The sequence below is a fragment of the Actinomadura spongiicola genome (assembly GCF_003432485.1).
GTDB classification, from domain to species: domain Bacteria; phylum Actinomycetota; class Actinomycetes; order Streptosporangiales; family Streptosporangiaceae; genus Spirillospora; species Spirillospora spongiicola.
Genome location: NZ_QVNQ01000028.1, coordinates 1 through 1,030, shown reverse-complemented (window position 1 = coordinate 1,030; position 1,030 = coordinate 1). Strand labels below are relative to the sequence as shown.

The window sequence follows — 1,030 nt, the reverse complement described above, 5'->3', positions numbered from 1 at the left end:
AGCCAGGGCGCAAGGGCTTGGCGGCGTTGGGTTTCTGAGTGGTAGGGCCGGGCGTAGGCCCATTCTTGGAGCAGGGTGCGGTGGAAGCGTTCGACCTTGCCGTTGGTTTGGGGCCGGTAGGGGCGGGTGCGTTTGTGGTCGAGGCCGGCCGTGGTGAGGCTGTTGCGCCAGGCCCTTGAGCGGTAGCAGGCGCCGTTGTCGGTCAGGACCCGGCGCACGGTGATCCCTGCGTCGGTGAAGAATGCGTGCGCCCGCTGCCAGAACGCCACTGCCGAGTCCTTGGTTTCGTCGGGGAGGATTTCGGTGTAGGCCAGGCGGGAGTGGTCGTCGATGGCGGTGTGCAGGTAGCCGTAGCCCAGCAGGGGTTTGCCGCCCGAGCGGCGGGCGCCGGTGTCGGTGCGCTGGCTGTTGCGGCGTCCGGCGGCGCGGCCGTGTGTTCTGTGGCCGCCGCCGTCGGGGATGTTGCCCAGTTTCTTGATGTCGACGTGGACCAGGTCGCCGGGCGCCTGGTGCTCATAGCGGCGGACGGTGCGGCGGATGCGCCGGCCGCTCGCGCGGTCCAGGTGTGCCAGGGGTGGGCAGCGGTACCGGTGCAGGACGCGGTGGACGGTGGAAGGGCGCAGGCCCAGCCGGGAGGCGATCCGGGCCGGGCCTACCCGGGCCGAGACGCGCAGGCCGATGATGCGGCGTTCGGTACGCCGGGGAGTTCGGCGGGGGCTGTGGTGCGGGCGGCTGGAGCGGTCTGCCATCGCGGCCTGGCCGTGGTCGCGGTAGCGGCGGGCCCAGCGGGCGGCGGTGGTATGCGAGACCTGGAACCGCTCGGCCGCCCGCCGCAGCGACCAGCCCTCCTCCACCACGCATCGGGCCAGGCGAAGCCGGCCCAGCTCGGTCAGCGGCGCGTTACGGTGGGGCACAAGGACCTCCGGGGCGTGGAGTGGCTGTGTGGTAGCTCCACACCACGCCAGGAGGTCCTCCCTATTTCAAGATCATCCACCCCGTGTCGCCGTCACCAACGTCCATGGGCAGTACA

General features: G+C 71.4%; 1 protein-coding gene. It reads right to left on the bottom strand.

Annotated elements, in window-relative coordinates; translation table 11 throughout:
- Positions 1-914: IS481 family transposase (locus D0T12_RS34660; RefSeq protein ID WP_117405321.1), on the bottom strand; the 914-nt coding region annotated here is incomplete at its 3' end.
- Between the last annotated feature and the right edge of the window lie 116 nt (positions 915-1,030).